The 7352-nt window shown below is 75.4% G+C and carries 5 protein-coding genes and 2 pseudogenes; 4 read left to right on the forward strand and 3 right to left on the reverse strand.

Annotation, left to right across the window (positions count from 1 at the left end):
• Window positions 1-265: 265 nt before the first annotated feature.
• Both RKE29_RS26320 and RKE29_RS26325 read left to right on the forward strand, forming a co-directional pair.
• Window positions 266-2176 (forward strand): annotated as a pseudogene (locus RKE29_RS26320) (phosphocholine-specific phospholipase C); the annotation flags it as partial.
• 34 nt (window positions 2177-2210) lie between these two features.
• Window positions 2211-2456: a phospholipase domain-containing protein gene (locus tag RKE29_RS26325; protein ID WP_312008156.1), complete on the forward strand. Its 246-nt coding sequence runs from the start codon at window positions 2211-2213 to the stop codon at window positions 2454-2456.
• Window positions 2457-2504: 48 nt separating this feature from the next.
• Here the strand turns inward: RKE29_RS26325 and RKE29_RS26330 are convergent, their stop codons facing one another.
• The gene (locus RKE29_RS26330) at window positions 2505-2687 is read right to left on the reverse strand and encodes a hypothetical protein (protein ID WP_312008152.1); all 183 of its coding nucleotides are present in this window, start codon (window positions 2685-2687) and stop codon (window positions 2505-2507) included.
• Window positions 2688-3053: 366 nt separating this feature from the next.
• Here RKE29_RS26330 and RKE29_RS26335 point away from each other — a divergent pair, with 366 nt between their 5' ends.
• The gene (locus tag RKE29_RS26335; RefSeq protein WP_312008153.1) at window positions 3054-3989 is read left to right on the forward strand and encodes a superoxide dismutase; all 936 of its coding nucleotides are present in this window, start codon (window positions 3054-3056) and stop codon (window positions 3987-3989) included.
• A 33-nt stretch (window positions 3990-4022) separates the two neighbouring features.
• Here RKE29_RS26335 and RKE29_RS26340 read toward each other — a convergent pair whose 3' ends face one another.
• Window positions 4023-4664: a TetR/AcrR family transcriptional regulator gene (locus RKE29_RS26340; protein ID WP_312008154.1), complete on the reverse strand. Its 642-nt coding sequence runs from the start codon at window positions 4662-4664 to the stop codon at window positions 4023-4025.
• Between the two features lie 67 nt (window positions 4665-4731).
• On the opposite strand from RKE29_RS26340, the gene RKE29_RS26345 reads away from it, so the two are divergent.
• Complete coding sequence (locus RKE29_RS26345) at window positions 4732-5391, forward strand: CmcI family methyltransferase (protein WP_312008155.1); 660 nt, start codon at window positions 4732-4734, stop codon at window positions 5389-5391.
• Between the two features lie 124 nt (window positions 5392-5515).
• Here the strand turns inward: RKE29_RS26345 and RKE29_RS26350 are convergent.
• Window positions 5516-5710, reverse strand: a pseudogene (locus RKE29_RS26350) (helix-turn-helix transcriptional regulator); the annotation flags it as partial.
• Window positions 5711-7352 lie beyond the last annotated feature (1642 nt).

A 7352-nucleotide genomic window follows, 5' to 3' on the forward strand; every position in this document is an offset into this window, starting at 1 on the left:
GGCCGCGGCGCCGCGGGGTCCGTCGCCGGTGGGCTGGCCGGTGGGCATGGCTCCAGCCTGCCGCACGGCGGGGCCGGCGGCGCGCCCGCGCGGGCGGGTGTCCGGTTTCCGGCTCCCCCGGCCGGACGGCCCCGCGGCGGGCCGCGGCGACCGTGCGGGTTCGTCCGCGGTTCACCCGGCGCACCCCGCGGCGTTCCCCGCGCGTGCCGATACTGTCCGCGCCCGCGCACGTACCACCCCCTACGCCCCGGGAGGCCGGCGTCCCATGGCCGACATCGACCGCCGACGTTTCATGGAGCTGGCCGGCGGCACCGCCGCGCTGTCCGCGCTCGCCCCGAGCATCGCCCGGGCGGCGCGGATCCCGGCGGACCGCCGCACCGGCACCCTGCGGGACGTGGAGCACATCGTCGTCCTCATGCAGGAGAACAGGTCCTTCGACCACTACTTCGGCTCGCTGCGGGGCGTACGGGGCTTCGGCGACCCGCGGCCGGTGGTGCTGCCCAGCGGCAAGCCGGTGTGGTACCAGTCCGACGGCACGCGGGACGTGCTGCCCTTCCGGCCGGACGCCGACGACCTGGGCCTGCGGTTCCTGGAGGACCTCAACCACGACTGGCAGGGCGGGCACGCGGCCTTCCACGACGGCGCCTACGACCGGTGGGTGCCCGCCAAGACCGCGACCACGATGGCCTACCTCACGCGCGAGGACATCCCCTTCCACTACGCGCTCGCCGACGCGTTCACCGTCTGCGACGCGTACCACTGCTCGCTGATGGGTCCCACCGACCCCAACCGGTACTACCTGTGGAGCGGCTACACCGGCAACGACGGCGCCGGCGGCGGGCCGGTCGTCGACAACGCCGAGCGCGGCTACTCCTGGACGACCTACCCCGAGCGGCTGGAGCAGGCCGGGATCTCGTGGAAGGTCTACCAGGACGCGGGCGACGGGCTCGACGCCGCGGGCTCCTGGGGCTGGACGCGGGACCCGTACATCGGCAACTACGGCGACAACTCCCTGCTGTACTTCGACCGGTACCGCACCGCGGCCCCGGGCAGCCCGCTGTACGACAGGGCCCGCACCGGAACCCGCACCAAGGACGGCGAGGGCTACTTCGACCAGCTGAAGGCCGACGTGCTGGCCGGGCGGCTGCCCGCCGTCTCCTGGATCGCGGCCCCCGAGGCGTTCAGCGAGCACCCGAACTGGCCGGCCAACTACGGCGCCTGGTACGTCGCGCGGGTGCTGGACGCGCTGACCGCGGACCCGCGCGTGTGGAGCAGGACGGCGCTGCTGGTCACGTACGACGAGAACGACGGCTACTTCGACCACGTCGTGCCGCCGTACCCGCCCGCCTCGCCGGAGCGCGGCCGGTCGACGGCGGACGTCGCCGGCGAGCTGTACCCGCCCGCGCGGGCCGGCGGCGAGCCCGTCCCGTACGGCCTGGGGCAGCGGGTGCCGATGCTGGTGGTGTCGCCGTGGAGCACCGGCGGCTGGGTGTGCTCGCAGGTGTTCGACCACACGTCGGTGATCCGGCTCATCGAGCGGCGCTTCGGCGTGCGGGAGCCGAACATCTCCCCGTGGCGGCGGGCGGTGTGCGGCGACCTCACCGCCGCGTTCGACTTCGCGCGCGCCGACGCCCGGGTGCCGGACCTGCCGGACACCGGCGGCTACGCGCCCCCGGACCGCGTCCGGCACCCCGACTACGTCCCCCGGCCCCCGGCGCGCCCGCGGCTGCCCCGCCAGGAGCGCGGGCTGCGGCCGGCCCGGCCGCTGCCGTACGACCTGGCCGCCGACGCGCGCCCGGGGCCGGACGCCGGGCGGGTCGCCGTCGACTTCGCCAGCCACGGCGGCGCGGGCGCGCAGTTCTACGTGACGTCGGCACTCGGCGGGCAGGGGCCGTGGACCTACACGGTGGAGGCGGGCCGGACGCTGTCCGCCGACTGGGCCGCGCCCGGTGACGGCGGCGCGTACGACCTGACGGTGCACGGCCCGGCCGGTTTCCTGCGGCGGTTCGCCGGGCGGGCCGGTGCCGCGGGCCCGCGCGTGGCCGCGCGGCACGACGGGCGCCGCGAGCAGGTCGCGGTCGACCTGGTCAACGAGGGCGGCCAGGCCGTCCGGCTCACCGTCGCCGACGCGTACGGACACGAGCCCCCGGCCACCTACCGCCTGGCGCCCGGCGGGCGCGCCGTGCACGTCGCGCGCCNTCGCGGTCGACCTGGTCAACGAGGGCGGCCAGGCCGTCCGGCTCACCGTCGCCGACGCGTACGGACACGAGCCCCCGGCCACCTACCGCCTGGCGCCCGGCGGGCGCGCCGTGCACGTCGCGCGCCCGGCGCGCAGCCACGGCTGGTACGACCTGACGGTGCGCTCGGACCGGGACGCGGCCTTCCTGCGCCGCCTGGCCGGGCACGTGGAGACCGGCCGCCCGAGCACCAGCGACCCGGCGACGGCGACCGACTGACGGTCCGCCGGGCCGGGTGGTCCGCCGGGCCGGGGCGGCGGGCCCAGGTCAGGCGGCGGGCGCGGCGAACAGCCTGACCAGGCTGGTGAAGCTGTCACCGCCGTACCCGGCCGCCAGGCCGCGCCGGAAGACCTCGGCGACGGCCGCGGGCAGCGCGTCGTCCACGCCCGCGTCCCGGGCGGTGTGCAGCACGTGGCCGGCGCTCGCCGCGCCCATGGCGAGCCGGTCCACGTCGCCCGGGTGCTCCCCCGCGTCGAGGCGCGGCGTGTAGACGTCCGCCCAGGTCTCCCGCAGCGAGGAGCCGCTGCTGGTCGCGGGCCGGCACCTGGCCCGGCTGATCGGCTCCTACCGCGCGTGAGCCGGTGCGGGGCCCGGGTCCCCCGTGCCTCGCCGCGCCCGCCGAGGCTCCGGCCCCGCCGGCCGGCCGGGCGGCGCACCCGGGCGGCGTTTCCGCGCGCTCCGGCCGTGGGGCCGCCGGGCACCGCGGCGCGGCCGGCGGGCGGGCCCGCGGTTGCGCCGGGTGGGGGCGGCTTCGATGATGAAACGGCGGGGCGGGCGGTACGAACGGCGATAGGGCGATGGGCGATGGCAGTACCGATGCGTGGTCTCACCGCGGCCCTGGTGTCCCTCGCGCTGGGGCTGTGCGGCGTGCCGTCCGCGGCGGCCGGCGCGGCGCCGCGGACCGACACGCCGGCCGGCTTCCCGCTGCCCGCGGGATTCCAGCCGGAGGGCATCGCGATCGGCGCGTGGCCGACGGCGTACCTGGGCTCGCGGGCCGACGGCCGGATCTGGCAGGTGGACCTGCGCACCGGCCGGGGCCGCGTGCTGTCTCCCGGACCGGGCACGCCGGCGCTGGGGGTCAAGGTGGACTCCGCGCACCGCAGGCTGTTCGTCGCCGGCGGCACGGGCGGGGACGCCCGCGTGGTGGACCTGCGCACCGGCGCCGTCCTGGCCCGCTACCGGTTCGCGGACGCCGACACCTTCGTCAACGACCTGGTGCTCACGCGCAAGGCCGTGTGGTTCACCGACTCCCGCCGGCCGGTGCTCTACCGGCTGCCGCTGGGCCGGCACGGCGAACTGCCCGCACCGGACCGGGTCCAGCGGCTGCCGCTGACCGGGGACCTGGTGGTGGAGCCCGGGACCGTGAACGCGAACGGTATCGTCACCACGCCCGACGGCAGGGGGCTGGTCGTCGGGCAGACCAGCACCGGCCGCCTCTTCCGTGTCGACCCCGCCACCGGCGCCGCCCGCGCGGTGGACCTCGGCGGCGCGGCGCTGCCTCGTAACGACGGCCTGCTGCGCAGGGGCACCCGGCTGTACGCGGTGCAGAACCGGCTGAACCTGCTGACCCGGGTGGAGCTGACCGCCGACGGCGGCGCGGGCCGGGTGGTGGGCAGCCGCACCGACCCGCGCTTCGACGTGCCCACCACCGTCGCGGCGTGGCAGGGCCGCCTCTATCTCGTCAACGGCCGGCTCACCACCCCGCCGACGCCGGACACGGCCTACGACGCGGTGGCCGTCCCGACGTTCTGACCGGGGCCGGCCCGCCGGGCCGCCGCGCGCCGGTCAGCGGCCGGGCGCGCGCTCCGCGCGGTCCAGGAGGGCGTCGACCAGGGCGTCGGTGAAGGCGGCGTCCACGGACTGGCCGGTGACCAGCACCCGGTAGTAGACCGGCCCGACGAGCTGGTCGAGCGCGGCGTCGACGTCGAGGCCGGGCGGCAGTTCGCCGCGGCCCAGGGCGCGCTCGAAAGGTTTGCGGTCGCGGTCGCGCTGCCTGCCGAGGTACCTGTCGCGCAGCGCGGCGGCGACGGCCGGGTCGTGCTGCGCCTGGCCGATGAGCGCCTTGACGACCTCGCCGGGGTCGGAGCCGGTGAGGAAGCCGGCCAGCCGACGCAGGTGCTGGCGCAGGTCGCGGCCCAGGTCGCCCAGGTCGGTGGGGTCCAGGTGCTCGGCGGCGTCGTCCACGAGGGCGTCCAGGAGGATGTCGGTCTTCGAGGACCACCAGCGGTAGATCGTCTGCTTGGCGACCCCGGCCTTCGCGGCGATGCCCTCGATCGTCACCCCGGCGAATCCCCGCTCCGCGAGCAGGTCGTCCGCCGCCTCCAGGACGGCCTGCCGGGCGCTCTCGCTGCGGCCGTGCCGGTTGCCGTGATGGCGGGCCCGGCCGGCGCCGGCCTTCTCCCGCGCCGCGTCGGTGCGTCCACCCATGTGCCCCTCCTCACAGGCAGTGTACAAGCCCTGGAGTAGACGCAACGTTGCGTCTACTCTTACGGCCATGACCGACAACACCCTTCACGACCCGCGCGTGAGCACCCTGCTGGACCGGCTCTTCACCGCGGCCGAGGACGACGACACGGAACAGGAGCGCGTCCGCGCCGAGACCGGGCTCGACTTCCGCCGCGCCACCGCGCAGCAGCTCGCGGACGCCAACGCCGCGGTGTACATGCCGGTCTCGGCGCGCGGCGGCGACCTGCTCTACGCGCTCGTACGGGCCGTCCGCCCGACCACGGTGGTCGAGTTCGGCACCTCGTACGGGATTTCGACCCTCTACCTGGCCTCGGCGGTCCGCGACAACGGCCACGGCCGGGTGGTGACCACCGAACTCAGCGCGGACAAGATCGCGGCGGCCCGCGCCAACCTCGCCGCCGCCGGACTGGACGACCTGGTCACCGTGCTGGAGGGGGACGCCCGCGCCACTTTGTCCGCCCTGGACACAGAGGTCCAGCTCGTCCTGCTCGACGGCTGGAAGGATCTGTGCCTTCCGGTGCTGCGCCTGCTGGAGCCCCGGCTGCCGGCCGGGGCGCTCGTCATCGCGGACGACGTCGACATGAGCGACCTGGCCGACTACCTCGCCTATGTCCGAGACCCCGGCAACGGCTACCACAGCGTCACGTTCCCGGTGGCGGACGGCATGGAGGTCAGCTGCCGCCTGTGAGGGGCGGACTCCCGGCCCCGGCCGCTCCGGCACCCGCCGGGCGCGGCCGCGGCGTGCCGCCGGAGCGCGCCGAGCGTGCCGCTGCGGCGGCCCGCGCGCGGCGGCGGCCCGGCGGGGCCGCGGGTCAGGCGCCGTCGGCCATCCGGCCGAGCTCGCTCGGCAGCTCCCCGCGCCTGCTGACGTTCAGCTTCCGGTAGGTGTTGGTGAGGTGCTGCTCGACCGTGCTGACCGTGATGAACAGCCGCCGCGCGATCTGCCGGTTGGTCAGGCCCCGAACGGCCAGGGCGGCGACTCTCCGCTCGGAGCCGCTGAGCGTGGCGATCGGGTCGACGTCACAGTCGCGCGGGGTGCCGGATAGCCGGGTCACGTGCTCCTCCAGTTGCTCCACCTGCTCGCGCGGCGCCCGCCGCGCGAGCAGCCGAGAGAGCGGCACCGGGCCGGGAATTCCATCTCCCGGCGCCGGGAACGCCCTTTCGAAAACGCGCTCACACCAATCATGCGGACATCTCATTGCATGAGCCAATTATGCACTCTTCGAGCCCGGGTACCGAGTCGGCCCCACCACTCCACCCTGCCATGATGCGCTCACCGAACCTTCGGCACAAGCGGAATCCATCACCTCACACATGCCCAGATTGTCCCGGATGTCGGCCACTTGGTCCGCACCTGGCACGGCAGGCACCGCCGCACACTTCACACTTGATCCTTTTTTGCGGAAATCAACCTCCCGCAGTCGGCAGCCCGACACCGGGGGCATATGCCAATGACCTTTTACCGCAAAGAGGCGGCCGACATCCGCTGACGCCGGCGGCCCACGGGCGGCGGGAACACGCGCAATGCGCGCACCCCGCCGCCTTTCGCGTTCCCTTGAGGATGCACACACCAGAGCGCGCAATCCGCCGGAAAACCCTCCGGGACGCGGACGGCGTCGGCGCGGGCGAGCACCCGGCACGCCCCGGGCGGCGCCCGGGGGCGCACCCCGCGCGCCGCAGACGCCGAACGGGCGAGCCCCCACGGCGCCCGCGGCAGGGCCGCCGGCCGGAAGTCCGGGCGAAGCCGTCGCGGCCGGCCCGGACGTGGCGGTCCAGGACGCCCCTGGACGTACGGGATGTTCTGGACTTCCCGGAATCCCGGCCGCCCTCCAGCCCCCGCGAGCGCGACGCCCGCCCCGGCCGCCGGAGCCGCACCAGGGCTCGGGCGCACCCGCCGCGCACGGTTCGCCGACCGTTCACCGCACGCCCCGGCCCGCGACGCCCGGCAGAACCCGCACAGGGCAGGCGCCGGACATGAGGAGCAGGCCTGGAGAATGTGGGGATTCGGAAAACGATTTCAAGAGCTGGAGCAGAGGAGCCGCCTGTGACGAGTGATCCGCTGTCTTCCGGGAAGAGATGGCCGCCGTCAACGCGCGCGTTTCCGCCCGTTCCCGGAGCGAACGGCCGGCAAGGCGCCGGAACACCCGGGCGGACGTGCGTCCCGAGGGTGGTTCAGGCCTGCTCGCGGGACTTTTTCCGCGCCCGGCCACCCGAAGACTGTCACGAAAGTACGGACGCCAATGAGTCATAAACGCACGCGAAGGTGTGGTGTCGCAGTGATGACCGGGTCTATTGTTACCGACTGGTCGGGCCGGTAAGGGCCGGTCTGCCGTTTCCCTGCGACGTTCGGGTCCTCCCCCCACAATCCGACCCAGGATGGGACCACTTATGCGTACTCCACTGGAGCATGCCCGCGCCCGCCGCGGCATTGCGCCGACGCCCGCCGCCGGACTCCGGCAGTCGTGGAAGGAGGGCTCCCACAGATCGCGCGCGTCCCTGGCGCCGGCCTCTGAGGTGACACCTCCCTGATGTCTTCGACTCCCCGCCACCCGCACCACCCCGCCGCGCCGCCGGGTGCGGCCTCCGGTCGGCGCGCCCGCCGCGTGCCGGCCGCGCACCGGCCCGGCCTGTGCCCCTGTCCCGCGCCCG

This window comes from Streptomyces sp. B1866, assembly GCF_031932565.1.
In the GTDB taxonomy this organism is placed as follows: Bacteria; Actinomycetota; Actinomycetes; order Streptomycetales; family Streptomycetaceae; genus Streptomyces.